Source organism: Ensifer sp. 38_S197, assembly GCF_056924495.1.
On sequence record NZ_JBXOVZ010000003.1, the window covers coordinates 79231 to 95430 of the forward strand.

Genomic DNA, 16200 nt, shown 5'->3' on the forward strand with positions numbered 1-16200 from the left:
GATGAGACGTTTGATTTTGACGGCCTGTTCGCTGGCTTTTGCATCCACAACTCTTGCCCAGGTACCGGTCATCGACGGCGCCAATCTTAAGATTGCGCAGCAAACGTCGGCGACGACCGACAAGATTCTTGGCACCAACAAGGAAGTCCTGAAAACGGTCCAGGAGACCCTTCAGGCAGTGACCGGTGATCGCGGTAGCGACGCCAACCAGATGCAGAACCTTGCCATTGGCAATGGGTTCAGCGTCTCCCAAATGCCGTCCTTCGACAGCCTTATGTCAGGCGGCGTGCCGAATTTCGGCAGTATGGGCGGTGACATCGGCAAGGTCGCGACAACCTTCATCAACGGCCTGCAACTCGTGAAAAACCTCTCCGGCCAGACAGGCAGCTCGTTCTCGGGCGACAAGTCATACGAGGAAATGGTCAACACCGTTCTCGGTGTCGCCGCCCTCGTCACCGGCTCGCAAAAGGCCGTCCAGACCCGCCGCACGTCTTTCGAGCAAGCGGGGGCAAACATCGGTCAAGCCAAGGATATCAAGGGCTCGATCGACCAGAATACACAGCTTCAAGTGCAAGCCGGCCTGACGGTCAACGAATTGATCGGCGTGATGAACGGCGCCGTGTCCTCCCTCCAGGCCGATAACCAGCGTCGCCTGACGGACATCTCCAACTCAAAGAAGGCACTCACCTATAGTGACCAGTAAAATCATCCTGACAGCACAGGTTCTCCTTCCCGTCGTGATCGCGGCCGGCCTCGCCGGTTGCGGCACGGCCGCAAAAGAGAAGACCGCGCCCTGCAAGAGGCCTGCCAACCTGACCTCTTACGCGCCGGATCCTCGTCAGGAATGCGGCCCTATGACAAGTGTAAATGGCGAGGCGGCAGCGGCCCTCGCCGGAATCGACGCGATGGCGACTGAATGAGGAAGGGTTCCCACCGATGAACGATTTCCTTGGCGCGCTGCTGGATAGGATCGAACAGACTGGCGCGAATTTTTCAGCAAGAGCATACGGGATCGTCGGCGACGAAATCGTGCCGCTGCTGACCATCATGTTCATCGCATATGCGGGCTACTACGGGCTACAACTCTTCATGGGGACTGCCCGAGTCAGCGTTAGCGAGATTATCGGGCGTGTGACCCGTATGTTGATCATCCTCGCGCTCGTGAGGGAGTGGGACTACTTCAACACGCTGTTCTACTCCTGGCTGAACGACACGCCGGAAGACGTCGGCCGGGCGATCCTAACCGCCACAGGGACCGGCATCACGGAACCGACAAATGGCCTTTCGATGATCTGGAGAACGGCCAACGAGGCCGCTTCCGCGTTTGCAGAACAGTCGGGATATTTTTCGGTGCTGCCGTCGATGGTCGGCATCCTGATCATGTTTGCCGTGGCGGTGTTCATTGCCGTGGCATTGGCGATCCTACTGCTCGCCAAAGTGATGATGTGGGTCCTGATCGGGACCGCGCCGATTTTCATCGGCTGCATGCTGTTCGACCAGACAAGAGGCTTGGGCGTTGCATGGTTCCAACAGGTGCTGATGTATGCGCTGATCCCGCTCTTCGTTTATGTCGTGGCCGCGTTCCTGATCGCAGCAATGGACCCGGAACTGACAAAGGTCAGCAGCGCTGCGAGCGAAAGACGCCTTCAGCTCAGCGACATCTCCGCGTTCCTGTTGCTCTGCGCCGCGGGCGCGTTCGTCCTCTTCAACATTCAGGTTCTCGCCCAGGGCATTACCGGCGGCGTAGCGGCCGGCATTGGCAACGCTGCGCGTGCTTTCGGTCGGTTGACCGGTATTTCCGCGCCTATGTCGGCCCTGTCGGGAGGACAACGGCTGGCGGGGGCCGTTGCCAGTGCAGGCATGCGGGCCAGGGCGCGGACCCAGGAAGGCATGAGAGCCAACATTAGAAATGCCAGTGCTGAGGCGATGCAGAACCGCATCAGCAACAACAGCATGCCTCGCTGAGGGGCGAACCTAAGGGCTAGAACGAATGGCGGAAACAAACGAAACAGCTCTTCGGAGCTATTTTCAGGATGGCGATCGCTGGGAGCAGGAGATCGTGAAGAAGGCCAAGCGATCGCGCACGCTCGCGTGGTTGGTCACGACGATTTTCGCAGCGATAACCTTGCTGTCATTGACGGCTTTGGTGATGCTCGTCCCGCTGAAGAGTTTTGAACCCTATATCGTCGAGGTCGACAAAAACACAGGTTACATGGAAGTTAAGACCGGTCTCACGCGCCCGGCGAATCTCACCGATCAGCAGGCTGTAACTCAGGCCTATGTCGTTCGTTACATTCGGTCGCGTGAAGGCTACGATCCCTTTGCCATCGAGCAGAATTTCGGCATTGCCGCCCTGCTCTCCACTGGCGATGCAGCTCGCGAGCTGCAGGAGCTCTACAGCGCGGCAAATCCCAATAACCCGGCAAGGGTCCTGGGCAAGAACAAAAAGGTGACCGTCGATATCAAATCCGTCACCTTCTCGAATGCAAGCACCGCCTTGGTCCGGTTTTCGACAACCGAAAAATCGGACACGGACTCGATCGTCCGGCATTACATTGCCGTCGTCCGCCATCGCTATACGGATACACCGGCGACCAATGAATGGCGCTTCGAGAACCCCTTGGGTTTCCAGGTCTATAACTATCGTCGCGACCAGGAGACGGTGACACAAGGGGGCGCTGAGTGATGAAACGCCTCCTCCTCTCGGTGGCATGCGCGGCCGCGATGATGACTCACGTCGATGCGGCGCAAGCGCCCCGTCCCGGTTCGCTCGACTCGCGTGTAACCAGCGTCGTGTACCAGTCCAACAACGTCGTGAAGGTTTCCGCGACCTACGGCATTTCCACTATGATCATCTTCGACGAGGACGAAAAGTTCGAGACGATCTCGCTAGGCGACACGGACAGCTGGCAGGTTGCGCCATCCGAAAAGGGCAACATCCTGTTTGTGAAGCCGATCGCGAAGAATGTCGCCACCAACATGAACGTTGTGACCAGCAAAAGGATTTACTTTCTCGAGCTCAACGACCACGCACCGACTGACGGCAAGCAGGTGTTCGGGATCCGATTCGTGTACCCCGAAAAAGACCTGAACGCTTCGCTCCGCAAAGAAGCCGAGTACCGGGCGGCAAACCCGAACATGTCGAACATCGACAAGGCGAACGTGAACATCGACTATTCCTTTTCCGGCGACCCGGCTTTGAAGCCGGCAATGATCTTTGACGACGGCAAGAAAACCTTCTTCAAGTTCGGCAGCCGTGTTCCGGCGATCTTTGCCGTCCAGACCGATTTTTCCGAGACACTCCGAAATTTCCGCAAAGAGGGCGAATACATCGTCGTCGATGGCGTTGCGACGCAGTACACGCTGCGCGACGGCAACCAATGGACCTGCATCTTCAACCTCCGCAAGCCCGACTTCGGCGCTCCGGACCCTGACATACTCGGGCCGGTCCATGACACAAAGGCGGCGAAACGTAGAAGGAGCGGCAACGAATGAAAATCAGCCCCGAACTTGAAGCCATGACGGCGGCCGACGAAACGGCCGTCAGCAATCGTCGTGTCGGTCGCAACCAATCCCTGGGCATGGCTGCCCTCATTGTGGGCGGCGCCGTGGCCGCCTACTTCGTTCTTGCCGGTGCCAACGAAAAGCCGCGTGACGTCGCAGACAGCGACGAGGAGTTTCAAACCACGACCTTCCGACCACCATCATTTGTGCGAGACGAAGAAAAACCGCAGCCGCAGCCCGAGCCGGAAGTTATCAAGCTGCCTGAGCCTCCTGAGGCGGTCGAAGAAGCGCCCGTCGATACGACCGAGTTCAAGGTTCCAGCCCCCCCTGAGGTCGTTGAACAAGCGGCTGAGATTGCGCCTGCCGAGGAATTTCCCGAACGATATAAGTCCGGCCTGATCTCGCTTGATCAAAAAGGAAACGGGACCGGCAGCGGAAACTTGTCGGACGAAGGGGATTCCGGACTGACTGTTGCCGGCGAGGACCGCAACAGCAAGTACCTGGCCACGGCCTCGAGCCTTGCCGACCGAACCGCGAAGGCTCGGCAGATCGAGCGGATCGACGCGATGATACCGGAAGGAACTTTGATTCCCGGAATTCTCGAAACCGCTATCAACAGTGACCTTCCCGGTCAGATTCGTGCGATCATATCGCAGGACGTTTATTCGTTCGACGGCCGGCGCGTGTTGATCCCGACCGGGACGCGTCTCATCGGCGAATACCAGGCCGAAGTGACGCGCGGGCAGAAACGCATTTTTGTCGTCTGGACCCGGCTTCTTCGTGACGACGGCGTCTCAGTGCGGCTCAACTCTATCGGTGCAGACAGCTTGGGTCGCTCCGGTTTGACCGGCCACGTCGACAACAAATGGCGTGAGCGGTTTGGCTCGGCGATCATGCTTTCGGTCGTCGGCGCCGGCGCCAGCTTCCTGACGGGATATGGAAGCGACCAGGCGTTCGGTGATGACGATAGCGACGCACAGCGCGGCGAAGAGCTGGCCCGCGAAACGATCGCCGAGACCTTCTCCGACATGGCCAACCAGGTCTTGGGCGAAAACCTCCGCATTCCTCCCACCATCAGCGTCAGCCAAGGCGAGCGCGTCTTTGTCTATGTACGTCAGGACCTCGATTTCGGCGCCCTGTACGATGATCCGGTCACCGAAGCGATGAAGGAGATTCAGCGTGAACGTCGCGGCAGGTAACGCCACCACCAGGCGCGATCCGCATTACTTCCTCAATCGCGCCCTCGAACCAATCAAGCATTTTCTTGACGAGCCAAAGGTGGTGGAGATCGCGGTCAACAAGCCGGGTCACGTCTACGTCGAACGACTCGGCGCCGATCATATGGAGCATCACCTGATCGAAACGCTGACGGTCGATGAAATCCAGAACATCGGTGAGCGCGTTGCTGCGGCAACCAACCAGTTTATCAGCCGTGCCAAGCCGATCCTCAGCGCCGCGCTCCCCACGGGTGAGCGGATTCAGATTGTCCTGCCCCCCGCGACACCTGATGGTGGCTCGATCTCGATCCGCAAGCAGGTGGTCAACAATTTCACGCTCGAGGAGTATCGCGACAATGGCTCACTCGAAAAGGTATCGGTGGCCGTTGGGGGCCTCAGCGACATTGACCGGGAGCTGATCGGGCATCTGCGCGCAAATCGGATCTATGAATTCATCCATACCGCCATCACCAAGCGGGTCTCTATCCTGATTAGCGGCGGCACGTCCTCTGGTAAGACGACCTTCCTCAATGCCTGCCTGAAGAGCGTGAACCCGCATGAACGCATCATTACGCTCGAAGACACGCGTGAGCTGTTCCCCCCTCAAGCAAACGCGGTTCACATGATTGCGTCGAAGGGCGATCAGGGCACAGCGGATGTGACCATTCAAAACCTACTCGAGTCATCGCTGCGCATGCGTCCGGACCGCCTGTTTGTCGGCGAAATTCGTGGTTCCGAAGCCTTCGCTTTTCTGCGTGCGATTAACACCGGCCATCCGGGCAGCATGTCCACGGTCCATGCGGATACGCCTATGGGCGCCTATGAGCAGCTCGCCATGATGATGCAGCAGGCCGGCATGTCGGCCGGTTTCTCCAAGCAGGATCTCATGTCGTATATCCAGATGGTGATCCCGATTGTTATCCAGCTCCGCCGGGAGGGCGGCAAGCGCGGCGTTTCTGAGATTTATTTTGCCCGGGATGAAACATGACCAAGGGGCTCCAGGCCTTCTATCTTCTCTTCTGCATCGGGATAGCGTTTGTTGTCTGGATGCTTGGGTACGGCCTGGGCCTTCAGCTCTTCTATAAAGACGGGCGGATTCTTGAAACGACCATCACCAGCAATCCTTTTGCTCCAATTCAACAGTTCTTGCTCTACCGGACGAGTCCTTCCCTGCAGAAGGTCGCGCTTGGCTCGATCGCGCCGGCACTGCTGGTCGCTGGTCTTGTTGCTTACATCGGTCTCAAGCCGGTCACCAATCCCCTTGGAGACGCTGCTTTTCAGGACATGACCTCGCTTCGGCGAGGGAAATGGTTCCGCAAGCAGGGCCATATCTTCGGCCGCATCGGGCGCAGCATTCTTCGCACCAAGGACGACCGGCATCACCTGATCATCGGCCCGACGCGCTCCGGCAAGGGCGCCGGATATGTAATCCCGAATGCGCTCATGCATGAAGGTTCGATGATCGTAACCGATCTCAAGGGCGAGGTGTTCAAGGCAACCGCGGGCTATCGGCGCCAGAACGGCAGCCAGGTCTTCCTGTTCGCACCGGGCTCGGAAACAACCAATCGCTACAACCCTCTCGATTTCGTGCGCTCCGAGCGCGGAAATCGGACGACCGACATACAAAACATCGCCAGCATCCTGGTGCCCGAAAACTTGGCATCGGAAAATTCAGTCTGGCAAGCGACCGCACAGCAAGTCCTTGCCGGTGTGATCAGCTACATCACCGAAAGCCCGTTCCATAGGGACCGCCGGAATCTCGGCGAGGTCAACTCCTTCTTCAACAGCGGCGTCGATCTGCAGGCGCTGATGAAGTACATCAAGGGAAAAGAGCCCTACCTGTCGAAGTTCACCATCGAGAGCTTCAACTCCTACATCGCTCTATCCGAGCGGGCGGCCGCCTCAGCCCTGTTGGACATTCAAAAGGCCATGCGGCCGTTCAAAAATGAGCGGATCGTCGCCGCCACCAATGTCACGGACATGGATCTGCGGGCAATGAAGCGCCGACCGATCTCGATCTACCTGGCGCCCAACATCACTGATATTACGCTGCTGCGTCCGCTCCTGACATTGTTCGTGCAGCAAGTGATGGATATCCTCACGCTCGAACACGATCCCAACTCCCTCCCTGTGTACTTCCTGCTCGACGAGTTTCGGCAGTTGAAGCGGATGGACGAGATCATGACGAAGCTGCCCTACGTGGCCGGCTATAACATCAAGCTCGCCTTCATCATCCAGGACCTGAAGAACCTCGACGAGATCTACGGCGAAACCTCGAGGCATTCCTTGCTCGGCAATTGCGGCTATCAGCTCGTCCTCGGCGCCAATGACCAGGCCACCGCCGAATATGCCTCCCGGGCGCTCGGGAAGCGCACGATCCGCTACCAGTCAGAATCGCGCACGATCGAATTGCTGGGCCTTCCTCGCCGCACGAAAGTGGAGCAGATTCGCGAACGCGATCTGATGATGCCGCAGGAGGTCCGGCAAATGCCGGAGAACAAGATGATCCTGCTCATTGAAGGACAACGGCCGATCTTCGGCGAAAAGCTCCGGTTCTTCGCAACGCAGCCGTTCAAGTCGGCGGAGGCGTTTTCGCAGGCCAACATTCCGCAAGTACCGGAGGTCGAATATCTGCCCCCGAAAGCCGTTCCGGCCACGACCCCGGAATATGCGAGGGCTGGAGATCCTTCCGTCGAGGTGCTCTCGCCGAAGCCCGCGGAGGAAGAGAAACTGGAGGCGGCCGCCACCATCGAGCCGATTGTCGCAAAGCTGGACGTTGCTCCAGTGGAGAACGCCGCTCCGACCGCCAAGCGAACCGTCAACAAAAACGCGCTGCGACCAAACCCAAAGTCGGCGCCTGCCAAGACGGAGGCTGAAGCGTCCGCAAGCCTTGCGGCCACGGAAGCCCGGATAAAGGCGATTGAGGACGGCCTGACACCAAAGGCCGCGCAGTTCAAGGCGACGGTCGAAATGAAGGTCGAAAAGCTCGGCGGTAAGTCACCGACTGCGCGCCGCAATTACATCGACATCTTCAACACGACGATACCTGATCCCGTCGAGGTTGGGGTGTCAGCCGAATAGTGATCAGAGCTCTAGAATAGGGAAACCAATGGGGGAATGGCGGTGGCGAAATGGACCCTTTATCTCTTTGCGCTTGCGAGAGAGAGCCGCTGCAGCCTTGCGTGCCTACCGGGAGGTGGAGGCGCGCTTTCATGCGATTCAAGAAACCAAGGATGCACTGGACGCCGAGGAGCGGGTCATTCTGCATATATGGGCAGTGAAGCTGTCAAAAGCTTCACTCAGTCCGGAAGATTGCGAAGCGTTCCAGGCCGCATATCGGTCGCTCGGAGAGCGGCGCCTAGAGCTATTCGAGCCGTGGCAGGTCGCTAACGCGGACTTGGTGTCTGCTCATGAAGACGCGCAGCGCCTGCTGCAGGACATCGGTTCAGGTCTCCCCGAGACGCCTGATGTGTCACTTTGCGTGCACACGGACGACATCGTAACAGAGAAAGGACAGTAATTTACGTTCTCACGGCGTGGCGCATTCCTTTAGCCGCGCATCCAATTGAGGTCATGATGCCCCATAGACTGCAGACCAAGACGCCAAATGCCATTGATCTTCACGTCGGCAGCCGTATCCGCTTGCAGCGGACGCTCAAGGGAATGAGCCAGACGACATTGGCCGAAGGGCTTGGCGTCACATTCCAGCAGGTTCAGAAATACGAAAAGGGCACTAACCGGGTCGGCTCGAGCCGGCTACAGGCCATCGCCAACATTCTCGGCGTCCCGGTGGCTTGGTTTTTCGAGGATGGACCCGTGAGCCCTCCGACTTCGCAAGGACCGGAGTCGGGAGCCGGCAGGGAAATCACGGAGTTCCTGAACTCTGTCGAGGGGCTGTCGCTCAATCGCGCCTTTGTGGCGATTCAGGATGACAAGGTCCGACGGAAGGTCGTTGACCTGGTTAAAACCCTGGCAAGAGAGTCTTCGGCGTAAGACCGGAATCTATTCGGGCAATCGAGGTACCACGACGGCGATCGTCTCGTAGTTTCCGAGCGGTTGCCGTCGACTGTCGAGACATATTTCGGGCGGTTCGATCACCGGCCGATGGTACGAGGGTCGGCCTGCTTTGCTGAGCTGGATAGGTAAACCGGCACCTAAAGCGGCCAGAAGCTTCCCACGTATGCCGCTGTCTCACTTACCCAAGCTATCGTCTCATGATACCAAAACATGACCGCTTCATAGGCATACTGAACCGCAGCCAGAAAAATCACGAACAACACGATTACGCCCATCGCCTTACCGACACCTTCTTCGCCTTTCGCGTCATTGGTCTGGATGACGTATTGCTGCCGGTTTTCGTTCAACATTTTGCCTTAACGGTCCCGATCGTCGCGGTCGCGTTCCTTCTGTTCGATCTGTTCCTGCTCAAGCTCCTCGAGGCGAGGGATATGCTGTTGGGCGGGATCTGTGCGTGTCTCTCCGGTACGTTGTGCGGCTTCCCGATCCTTATTTAACCGATCTTGCAGTCGATTTGTAGCATCGATGGTGGAGCCGAGTTCGTGAACTTCCGGCGCATCGTTATCGGTTGGCGTCCGGTCCGCATCCTCGGCACGCAAACCGCGCTGCTGTTCATCAACGGTCTCGGCAGTCGAAGTCATTGCCTTGTCCTTTACCTCGGACGGACGATCGGCATTGTTTTCCGCCTGATCGATCGTCAATTGTAGATCGGGATCCTGCTCGGCTACTTCTCGAAGGTAGCTGTTGCCCTCGACCGCCATTTTCGCAGCTCGCTCCAATGCCTGGTCCAGCCCAGCCTGCATTGCCTGCTTGCTGTCGGCTGAAAATTCTCCGGTCTCGATCCGATCGAGACCTTGTCGGTAGTGATCGATGTCAAGCATGGCTTCGTTGCCAGTCTCGACAGTAGTTTGGCCGTGTTTCGCGACTGCCGCATCCCATTCGGCATCGGCAGGACCACGCGGCGCATGGCGCGGTTCTTCGCCACCTTGCTCCGCCAACGCTTCTTTGCGCTGCTCGTAGAGGTCCACCAGCTCGCGCTTCTGATTGACGAAATCTCGGGCTAGGCCCGCGACTTCATCAAAGTCAGCCCGATCCTCCGGCGCGACGGAGCGCTCAAGCTTGAACAAGGCCGTCTCCACCTTTTTCTCGTACACCTCAAATTCTGCCCGTGACGTTTCGCGCAATTGCTGACCCTCCAGAACCATCTCCTCCAATGTAACCAAATTGATGCGAAAATTCGATCCAAAATCAGCATGAATTACGGTGTCTCTGGTTTCCGTCGGCGTCTCAGAAAGTCCAGATTGCAAGTATTCTCCATGCCTTATGGCATAAGCTACGATTTGACGGTCCCCGCTCACCCGGGCGATCGACTGCCATGAATTCTGCACCTTTATGATGTATTTCCGACTCCTATCGCTCTGAGGGACCGTCCGCCGGCCGCTGCGCTTTGCGTCATATCGCGCCTGTGCAGGCTCGCTCGTGCCGACATGCTCTGTGCGACCTTCCCGGCTTACCGGTCGAACCTGTGTGCGGGTGAATGCCGGTGGGCTGGCAAACTCGCGCCGATCAGTCATTTCCATCTCGATGCCATGATCGCGCGCCTTCTCGGCCATGACTGTTCGCCATTCCCGGAACACAGCTGGCGTCGTTTCAATGCGATCACCGGAATCTGATTTCATCGCGACGATCGCATGAGCATGAACATGCGGGCGCTTGCCCCCCTCCCCTTCTTCCTTCGGATCGCTCGACGGATCGTGCATGGCAAAAACATAGCGGTGTCCGGCAAATTGATGCGCCAGGAACTCGCGCGCCGCCCCTTCGAATGCCGCAACGTCAGTTCCCGCCCGCGCCGACATGATGACATGCATCACGTCGCGGCTCTTCCGGCTGTGCAACTCGCCGCGCCATTCCTTTTGTACCAGGTCACCCGCTGTCTTCTCGTCAGCGATTTGACGACCGCGTTCGTCGCGGAGATCCTGATGCCGATCGACCAGGTCGCGCAGACGGCCGGCGCCGAACTCGACGCCATTGCCGTAGCCATAAAACGAGAACTTCGCCTCAGCGTCGCGAGCGGCCGAACTAACATCGAATCGGCTCTGGATGATTGCTGCCGCCTTGGCGTCGCCTGTTAGCCGCTCCCCCTGCCCGCTCCTGAGCACTACAAGCCCCTGAACCGTCAGAGAGCCGTCGCCGTGTTTCTCCACGGCATAGGCATAACGGCGATCGCCAAAGCCACTCGACAACGCACTTCGCACCAGCTCGTGCATTGCCGCATCGGATGCGAAGGCCGACGTCGCGATCTCAACTGTGAAACTTCCGATGTCGCGACTTTCTGCCCGGTTTTGAAAAAGGTGATCCCAATCTCCCCGGATCCGCGCCAGCTCCTCACGCCCTTCGAGGACCCTGCCGTTCTCGTTCTCCACCTTCAGCTCGCCGCCGCGGGATACGTAATTCAGCATCGCACCGACGCGAGCGCCGCCGCCATAGGACGCCATTTTCACGACGGCCGGTTGGCTGCCCTTCGCAACTGCCGCCAACCTGACCTTCATCGGACGGCTCGCCGCTTTCGCCGGCGCAACTGGTGATCGAGGCCCGCTCCGCCCCTTCCCTGCACCTCCTCGGGCGGCGGTTCCGGCGCTCGCACTCCCACCGCCACCGGCGACGCCAAGTTCCGCCATCTTCTTCAGGCGCTTGCGCATTTCTTCCTCGGCCGAAGCACGACGCCCACCAGACGACATTTCATGCAACAGCGCTGCGCGCCGCTGCTCCCACTCATTGGTGAATGCGCCGAAGAAGATTTCCAAGCGCTACTTCTCCCCTCGGCGCTGATAACCAGCTCGCCGGGTCAGGCCACGGAGCTCGCTCATGATGGCGGCCTGCACCCGCTGCACGTTCTCAAGGTTGATGTCCAATTCGCTCGGGTGGACACCCCGACCGCTATTCAGCGCCCTCGCGACTTGGTTCAGGTTGATGCCGATCATCCGCATGTCCTCAAGCAAGGCCGCCATAACCAAGCGATCATCGCCGGTCAGGATTGGCCGAACGCCGGCGCCTTCCAAATTCAAAGATCGAAAAAAGCTGGAGACTGTCATGCCGGCCGCGGCGGCGGCCGTTTCGATCGCTGCATGTTCGTCATCCGTGACGCGCACATGCAAAGTGCGATCCTTCTTCGGCGGCTCAAGAAAACCGTTGAATTTCCCCTCATCCATTTGGCCGTGGGCCCCCTACTGGCGCTTGCGACGGATGATCGAGGGCTCGTCCCTCGATTGCAGGAAAAGGCGTAGCACATTTTTCCGTATCCTGCCACTCCCAATATAGATCAACTCAACCTAACAACTTCGAGCCGCACTCGCTTCGCTCGCCCGTTTAATTCCTAGGACCGGGACTTCGCCCGGTCCTTTAAACGTGGGAACGCTCACCAGGGTTCACCTCCGAAATCCGCTTCTGAAGGCCTTTGTCTGCCCCTCGTACTCAGCTGCAAGGGACGCTCCGCTCTTCGCCCTTGCAGCTTCCGTGCGAGCGTCAAAGCCGGCCTTACGCGGCTCCGGGGTTCACTGATCTGACGGCGCCTGCAGGAGCAGCCGTCAGATGTCCGCATTCGCCGGCGTGTGAAAATTCCACACGAGTTAGCAACACGGAATCTCCACACGATGTGGTCACATGAACACACTGACATACCATGGGAATGATTATTCACACGGTACGAACTTGGTTTAATGGCAGAGATCGTCTACACCGTATGGTAGTAGCATGTTGCGAAATCGTGTGGGCGATTGCTCACATCATGTGTGCGTCGACCTGGAAATAGCCGCACACCCAACGAGCGGCCGAGACACACCTATCGGCTGGCAAGAGGAGTTGCCACATATGCCTCTATGCATTTCAGCCGTCAGCGGCAAAGGCGGAGCTGGAAAGACGACAGCAGCAATTCTGATCGCGGGGGAATATGCCCTGCAGGGAAAGCGCGTCCTTCTCGTCGATGCCGACGGTCGGCAAAACCTGCAGGAATGGTGGAAACGCAGCGAGGCGAAAGACAATCTTCCTGAAAACATCGAGCTGGTCACCGCCGCGCGCCAAACCGCTATCGAACAGCTTTTGGAAAACGACGCGAACAGGTTCGACGTGGTGCTTATCGACTCGCCTGGCCAGGACACGGTTCTAAGAGATGCGATCATCTCCGGATCAGATATCGTGCTCACGCCAATTCAGCCGAACCAGGACGAGATCAAAGCTGCAGGACAGGCCGCGGCCGACACTGCCGATATCTCGGACAAAGTAGGCCGTCTGATCCCCCACGCCAATCTAGTCACCAGGATAACGTTGCCGGCCAGAGCGCTTGAAGCGTATCGGCTGATCAGACCTTTTGTGGAGAACCTGCGGGAAGGCGGCTACGACTCCTATCTGCTCGAGACCGAACTCATGGAGCGCAATTGCTATCGTGAGATCCGAAACGGCTACGGCACTTTGCAGATGTTGGACCTCACGGATCCGGTAAGGAAAGCGAGAGCCGAAGTGATGAGCCTGATTCAGAACATCGAGGACCTGCTGGCAGGACAGAAAGAGGTAGCGGCGAATGGCTAAGGGTCAAACAACGGTTTCAGACTTTGCGGTCGCACCGCGCCGCAGCCGCACAGTGGACCCGGCTGCGAAACAGGGTGATGCTCTCCTGAACTCGGAGCGGACGTCAGAGGAAGTCGGCGCCGAAACACAGTCTAAGGCCCCCGCGCCGCACGCTGTCGAGGCTGATCAACCGCCAAGCCGCTTGATAGCACCGACAGAAGAGGCCCGGCGCGAGCGGTCGGTGAGCAAGGCGCTACAGCGAGAAGATTCGAGAGTTCGCCTCCGTGACCTGAAGAGGGCGCGCGATCGCGAATCCAAACATTACGTCAACTGCCCATTGAACTATGAGACGAAGAAACGGCTGGAGAGAGCCTCCTTCGAAAACGACGTGAAGATGACCAAGATCATGCAGGCCGCAATCGATCAGTATCTCAAAGATAACGGCTATTAACCGAAGATCGCCCACGGTTTCCCTTTCGGCTGCGCTTCGGTGAATTGCCCCAGGGGAAAAGAGCTCTGACCGAAAGCAAATTGGCCCAACAGGATCCGGCTGCGATACCCGAAAACGTCATTTGCCGACGGATGTTGAAGCGAGACCGCAGTTGCTCGCACGGGCGAGATGAGACGTACGTGAGCATCGTATTGGCTCTGGGTTAACGTCGGTCGCTGCCTTCGAGTTTCTCAGACAGACTCCGCCAGCGGACAGGCGACGCGGCTCGGCCGGGATCAGTAACGAAACACATTGAAGCTGTTTTCCGAGCGAAGTCTGGAGGTTGGAAGAGGATAGCCGCTAAGAATCGCTAGTTGCGCTATTTTCCCGATTGCTCTCTTCTAGGCGCAAATAGGCTCGAATCTCCGGGCAATGTTGAAGCATTTCGGTTCACGGCCTGAGGGAAGCTCTCCATCGAAAATTCCCCCAAAAAGATAGTGGACTCCGCAGCGTTCATCTGGGATGGACGTGCCAAATTGCTGCAACTGGGTGCATAGTGGCTGCCGAGGGCGGCTCGCAGAAGAGGGTATGATCGGTGAGTGATTTAAGCAGCTATATGCGCGCTCGAGATTTGGTGGAAACAACCGATCCCGAGCTTGAGCGGCCCGTCTATCGAAAGACTGGCTTCGACGGCATCCAAACATCACATGAAATGGATGAGCGCATCTCCGCCTTCCTCAAGAAAACGCGAGAGGACAAGGGGCTTTCCCGCGCCGAGGTGGCGCAACTGCTTGGACTTTCCGTGTCCGTTTACGGGAGATACGAACGCTCCGAGTCGCGCATGACTGTTCCTCGCCTTATTCATCTCTGTGAACTGATGGGCTTCATGCCGATGGACATGATTTTCGAAACCGCTCCCCACCTTTGGGGCAAGACACTTGAAGAAGCAGAGGACCGTCGGACTTTGACGAAACTCATTGAGCAGTTGCCGCATGACACCATGCGGGATCTGATCGGACTCCTGAAGCGCATGACGCCGGCGGAGCCAGCGGCTGCGGTGGCTAAGAGGTGAGAAAGCTCTCTTCCTGCTTGAAGCACCTGTCTTTGAGTGCGCTGCAATTTGGCCGAGCGACTCCTGGTCACGTGCCTTACGTCTATTTCGTCCGGCTTCGCTCTACTTGATACTGCGGCCCGCCGTTACCGTAACTGTCGGTTGCGCTTTCGTTCTGGTCTCTGACCATCTTTGTTCCCCCTAATTTTAGGGGTTTCTCATTGACGCATATGAGTAAATGTGGTCCGGCTTGAGGAGGAAGCTGTTCGCGCGCAGGACCGTTGAAACGAGCAGTTCTGCGCTGTATTGGGGGCTCAGTAGAATGCGGCACATCAGCAAACTTCAGGTGCAGTACTCATGAAAACACCACAACGCAGATTCGTTGTTGAGTTTAAATCCGGTCGCCGCCTGCCAAAGAGTGGAGGAAACTCGATTTGGGGGGACACAGATCTCAAGGCGCTCGCCCGCGAGGTTGAAGATCAATCCTATCATTTGTTCAGGGCCGGAAAGGCCTCTGCTCAAGACGTCAGCGAACCAGCGCCTGGCACAAATGTTTCAATTCCTGCAAGCGAGCTTGCGGTAGAAGATGTCGCTCTTGAGCCGCCGACAAATCTGATAAGCGCAGGCAGCCTCGGATCCGTTTCAGCTGTCACCGATGAGGTTTCCGAGCCCGCGCCGACCGCAATCGAGCCGGCAACAGAGACTGTTAATGCCCCCAAAAAGGCTCCTCGAAAGCGAGTTGCTCGGGTCTTGCCGGCACCTGTTCCGAACGCAAAAGATGTGCCACCGGCGAGGGCTGTGACAGCAGCGACTACCTCGGACGATTTGGCCACGCTTGACGCGGAAAACAAGCGTCTTCGGCACCTGTTGGCAAACAAGCTTCGTGCGCAAAATGCAGAGCTCAAGAGAATGCTTGAGCGGTTTTGACCGTCTCCGAGGGAAGCTTCGGCCCGTGAGCTGAAGTCGTTGCAGGCCCAAAGCCCGATCACTGCGGCGAAGCTCGCCTGTTATACTGACCCAGAATTCGAGGGAGCATTCGATGCAGTTTGAACTTGCGCTTTTGACTATGGTCACCAGGCAGATCATGGCCAATCCGCTGGAGGACGAAACGTCGGCTGCCCGCCTCAAACAGATCGCACTCATGACGGTGATCGTGGTCGAGAACCTGCATACCACCGCCTCGCCGATCACGCTGGCACAACTCGTTGACATGACCGGTCTCGCAAGAAACGTAGCTGCCCAGACGGTCGACCCGCTCGTAGAGCGCGGCCTTCTGATCGAGGAAATGGGCAAGAACTCCATGGGACGCGGCATGGCGCGCCAATTTCAGATCGCGCCTGCGGTGCTCGAGGCTGTCGCACCGTTGATGGGCGCGCCGCTCGGCCGATCGAAGACGAAAGCCGAGGCTTGATGACGGGCTG

Annotated in this window: 18 protein-coding genes; 15 read left to right on the plus strand and 3 right to left on the minus strand. The window is 58.0% G+C overall.

What is annotated here, in order from left to right; translation table 11 throughout:
• Position 1 precedes the first annotated feature (1 nt).
• The 10 genes from AC1Z3V_RS32795 to AC1Z3V_RS32840 all read left to right on the plus strand — a co-directional run bounded on the left by AC1Z3V_RS32795 (position 2) and on the right by AC1Z3V_RS32840 (position 8714).
• The gene (locus AC1Z3V_RS32795) at positions 2-703 is read left to right on the plus strand and encodes a type IV secretion system protein (RefSeq protein ID WP_483504259.1); all 702 of its coding nucleotides are present in this window, start codon (positions 2-4) and stop codon (positions 701-703) included.
• A complete protein-coding gene (locus AC1Z3V_RS32800) occupies positions 693-920 on the plus strand; it encodes a hypothetical protein (RefSeq protein WP_483504260.1) in 228 nt (75 codons plus the stop codon). Before AC1Z3V_RS32795 ends, AC1Z3V_RS32800 begins: the two co-directional genes overlap by 11 nt.
• Before the next feature lie 16 nt (positions 921-936).
• Positions 937-1965, plus strand: coding sequence for a TrbL/VirB6 family protein (locus AC1Z3V_RS32805; RefSeq protein WP_483504261.1), 1029 nt, complete (start codon positions 937-939; stop codon positions 1963-1965).
• A gap of 25 nt (positions 1966-1990) precedes the next feature.
• Positions 1991-2686, plus strand: a complete 696-nt coding sequence (locus tag AC1Z3V_RS32810; RefSeq protein ID WP_483504262.1) for a VirB8 family type IV secretion system protein — start codon at positions 1991-1993, stop codon at positions 2684-2686.
• Positions 2683-3495 (plus strand): TrbG/VirB9 family P-type conjugative transfer protein, encoded by an 813-nt coding sequence (locus AC1Z3V_RS32815; RefSeq protein WP_483504263.1) that lies wholly within the window; start codon positions 2683-2685, stop codon positions 3493-3495. The genes AC1Z3V_RS32810 and AC1Z3V_RS32815 overlap by 4 nt, the downstream gene beginning before the upstream one ends.
• The gene (gene virB10 / locus AC1Z3V_RS32820) at positions 3492-4703 is read left to right on the plus strand and encodes a type IV secretion system protein VirB10 (RefSeq protein WP_483504264.1); all 1212 of its coding nucleotides are present in this window, start codon (positions 3492-3494) and stop codon (positions 4701-4703) included. The genes AC1Z3V_RS32815 and virB10 overlap by 4 nt, the downstream gene beginning before the upstream one ends.
• Entirely contained in the window at positions 4684-5709 is a 1026-nt protein-coding gene (virB11, locus tag AC1Z3V_RS32825) for a P-type DNA transfer ATPase VirB11 (RefSeq protein WP_483504265.1), read from the plus strand. Before virB10 ends, virB11 begins: the two co-directional genes overlap by 20 nt.
• Positions 5706-7802, plus strand: coding sequence for a type IV secretory system conjugative DNA transfer family protein (locus tag AC1Z3V_RS32830; protein WP_483504266.1), 2097 nt, complete (start codon positions 5706-5708; stop codon positions 7800-7802). Before virB11 ends, AC1Z3V_RS32830 begins: the two co-directional genes overlap by 4 nt.
• 97 nt (positions 7803-7899) lie before the next feature.
• Positions 7900-8241: a hypothetical protein gene (locus AC1Z3V_RS32835; protein ID WP_483504267.1), complete on the plus strand. Its 342-nt coding sequence runs from the start codon at positions 7900-7902 to the stop codon at positions 8239-8241.
• 56 nt (positions 8242-8297) lie between these two features.
• Entirely contained in the window at positions 8298-8714 is a 417-nt protein-coding gene (locus AC1Z3V_RS32840) for a helix-turn-helix domain-containing protein (RefSeq protein ID WP_483504268.1), read from the plus strand.
• A 161-nt stretch (positions 8715-8875) separates the two neighbouring features.
• Here AC1Z3V_RS32840 and AC1Z3V_RS32845 read toward each other — a convergent pair whose 3' ends face one another.
• Genes AC1Z3V_RS32845 through AC1Z3V_RS32855 form a run of 3 tightly spaced genes read right to left on the minus strand, consistent with a single transcriptional unit; the run spans position 8876 to position 11947 of the window.
• Positions 8876-9088, minus strand: a complete 213-nt coding sequence (locus AC1Z3V_RS32845) for a hypothetical protein (protein ID WP_483504269.1) — start codon at positions 9086-9088, stop codon at positions 8876-8878.
• Between the two features lie 6 nt (positions 9089-9094).
• Positions 9095-11542: a conjugal transfer protein TraA gene (locus tag AC1Z3V_RS32850; protein ID WP_483504270.1), complete on the minus strand. Its 2448-nt coding sequence runs from the start codon at positions 11540-11542 to the stop codon at positions 9095-9097.
• Between the two features lie 3 nt (positions 11543-11545).
• Positions 11546-11947: a plasmid mobilization protein gene (locus AC1Z3V_RS32855; RefSeq protein WP_483504271.1), complete on the minus strand. Its 402-nt coding sequence runs from the start codon at positions 11945-11947 to the stop codon at positions 11546-11548.
• Positions 11948-12605: 658 nt separating this feature from the next.
• Here AC1Z3V_RS32855 and AC1Z3V_RS32860 point away from each other — a divergent pair.
• From AC1Z3V_RS32860 to AC1Z3V_RS32880, 5 genes are all read left to right on the plus strand, one after another.
• A complete protein-coding gene (locus tag AC1Z3V_RS32860; RefSeq protein ID WP_483504272.1) occupies positions 12606-13319 on the plus strand; it encodes a ParA family protein in 714 nt (237 codons plus the stop codon).
• A complete protein-coding gene (locus AC1Z3V_RS32865) occupies positions 13312-13749 on the plus strand; it encodes a hypothetical protein (protein WP_483504273.1) in 438 nt (145 codons plus the stop codon). Before AC1Z3V_RS32860 ends, AC1Z3V_RS32865 begins: the two co-directional genes overlap by 8 nt.
• A 595-nt stretch (positions 13750-14344) precedes the next feature.
• Positions 14345-14800: a helix-turn-helix transcriptional regulator gene (locus AC1Z3V_RS32870; protein ID WP_483504380.1), complete on the plus strand. Its 456-nt coding sequence runs from the start codon at positions 14345-14347 to the stop codon at positions 14798-14800.
• Positions 14801-15136: 336 nt separating this feature from the next.
• The gene (locus tag AC1Z3V_RS32875; protein ID WP_483504274.1) at positions 15137-15706 is read left to right on the plus strand and encodes a hypothetical protein; all 570 of its coding nucleotides are present in this window, start codon (positions 15137-15139) and stop codon (positions 15704-15706) included.
• Positions 15707-15818: 112 nt separating this feature from the next.
• Positions 15819-16190: a hypothetical protein gene (locus tag AC1Z3V_RS32880; RefSeq protein WP_483504275.1), complete on the plus strand. Its 372-nt coding sequence runs from the start codon at positions 15819-15821 to the stop codon at positions 16188-16190.
• Positions 16191-16200 lie beyond the last annotated feature (10 nt).

Bases quoted from the DNA above. Each gene is read 5' to 3' on its own strand.
- AC1Z3V_RS32795 (WP_483504259.1), top strand. From the start codon at position 2: ATGAGACGTTTGATTTTGACGGCCTGTTCGCTGGCTTTTGCATCCACA.
- AC1Z3V_RS32805 (WP_483504261.1), top strand. From the start codon at position 937: ATGAACGATTTCCTTGGCGCGCTGCTGGATAGGATCGAACAGACTGGC.
- AC1Z3V_RS32810 (WP_483504262.1), top strand. From the start codon at position 1,991: ATGGCGGAAACAAACGAAACAGCTCTTCGGAGCTATTTTCAGGATGGC.
- virB10 (WP_483504264.1), top strand. From the start codon at position 3,492: ATGAAAATCAGCCCCGAACTTGAAGCCATGACGGCGGCCGACGAAACG.
- AC1Z3V_RS32830 (WP_483504266.1), top strand. From the start codon at position 5,706: ATGACCAAGGGGCTCCAGGCCTTCTATCTTCTCTTCTGCATCGGGATA.
- AC1Z3V_RS32840 (WP_483504268.1), top strand. From the start codon at position 8,298: ATGCCCCATAGACTGCAGACCAAGACGCCAAATGCCATTGATCTTCAC.
- AC1Z3V_RS32845 (WP_483504269.1), bottom strand. From the start codon at position 9,088: ATGTTGAACGAAAACCGGCAGCAATACGTCATCCAGACCAATGACGCG.
- AC1Z3V_RS32855 (WP_483504271.1), bottom strand. From the start codon at position 11,947: ATGGATGAGGGGAAATTCAACGGTTTTCTTGAGCCGCCGAAGAAGGAT.
- AC1Z3V_RS32860 (WP_483504272.1), top strand. From the start codon at position 12,606: ATGCCTCTATGCATTTCAGCCGTCAGCGGCAAAGGCGGAGCTGGAAAG.
- AC1Z3V_RS32865 (WP_483504273.1), top strand. From the start codon at position 13,312: ATGGCTAAGGGTCAAACAACGGTTTCAGACTTTGCGGTCGCACCGCGC.
- AC1Z3V_RS32870 (WP_483504380.1), top strand. From the start codon at position 14,345: ATGCGCGCTCGAGATTTGGTGGAAACAACCGATCCCGAGCTTGAGCGG.
- AC1Z3V_RS32875 (WP_483504274.1), top strand. From the start codon at position 15,137: ATGAAAACACCACAACGCAGATTCGTTGTTGAGTTTAAATCCGGTCGC.
- AC1Z3V_RS32880 (WP_483504275.1), top strand. From the start codon at position 15,819: ATGCAGTTTGAACTTGCGCTTTTGACTATGGTCACCAGGCAGATCATG.